This is a genomic window from Streptomyces sp. NPDC001914, from assembly GCF_042891215.1.
Classification (GTDB): Bacteria; Actinomycetota; Actinomycetes; order Streptomycetales; family Streptomycetaceae; genus Streptomyces.
In genome coordinates this window covers 1-1,001 of the sequence record NZ_JBIASW010000046.1, presented here as the reverse complement: position 1 = coordinate 1,001, position 1,001 = coordinate 1, and the positions used below count along the sequence as shown (strand labels likewise).

Annotated in this window: 1 protein-coding gene; it reads left to right on the top strand. The window is 66.3% G+C overall.

The genetic code is table 11. The annotated features are described in order from the left end of the window. The first annotated feature begins 108 nt into the window (after positions 1 to 108). A complete protein-coding gene (locus ACFYYF_RS41565; RefSeq protein ID WP_388784821.1) occupies positions 109 to 978 on the top strand; it encodes an IS5 family transposase in 870 nt (289 codons plus the stop codon). Positions 979 to 1,001: the final 23 nt, after the last annotated feature.

Below are 1,001 nucleotides of genomic sequence, written 5' to 3'. Positions count from 1 at the left end.
GGTCGCAATCCTGTTTCATCCCAGGACGCCCGGTCCTCGAGGCTGTGTGCTTCGAGCGCCGATTCGGTGCGACTGGGCGCATTCACTTCGAGGCGGTACGCCGGAAGCATGGCCAAGCGGCACCCTTATCCGAGTGATCTGTCCGATGCCCGCTGGGAGTTGGTCGAGCCGGTCCTGGCAGCGTGGCGCTTCGAGCGGCGCGGCAGGGCCCTGGACTTCGGCCGGCCGCCTGAGCACGACCTGCGCGACATCATGGACGCGATCTTGTATGTGGACCGGACCGGGGTTCAGTGGCGCTACCTTCCGCATGACTTCCCGCACTGGAACACGGTCTACGGCTACTTCGCCAGATGGCAGCAGGAAGGCGTGTTCGCCCAGCTCAACGGCCTGCTCAGGCAACTTCTACGGCAGAGGGAAGGGCGGGAGGCCGAGCCGTCGGCCTGCGTGATCGACGCCCAGAGCGTGAAAACCTCCACCAGCGTGCCCGCCGCCGGCCAGGGCATCGACGCCGGGAAGAAGATCGTCGGGCGGAAGCGCAGCATCGTCACCGACACCATCGGTCTCCTTCTCGCCGTGCTGGTCACCGCGGCGAGCGTGCAGGACTCCGTCGCCGGCACCCAGCTCCTGGACCAGGTCGCCGCCGAGCATCCCCGCGTCCGCAAGGTGTGGGTCGACGGCGGCTACCGCCAGCACCTCGTCGAGCATGCCGCAACCCTCGGCATCGACATGGAAATCACTCAACGCAAGCCCGGGACCAGGGGATTCACCCCGATCCCGAAACGCTGGGCAGTCGAGCGGACCTACGGCTGGCTCATGCTCCACCGCAGACTGGCCCGCGACTACGAAACCCTTCCCGCCCGCTCCGAAGCCATGATCCACGTCGCCATGACCGACCTCATGGCCCGCCGCCTCACCAGCGAAAACACGGTCTCCTGGCGCAACCCGGCACCGCAGACCAAACATCAGATTCCGGGATGAAACAACGGGAGAAAACGACCTCT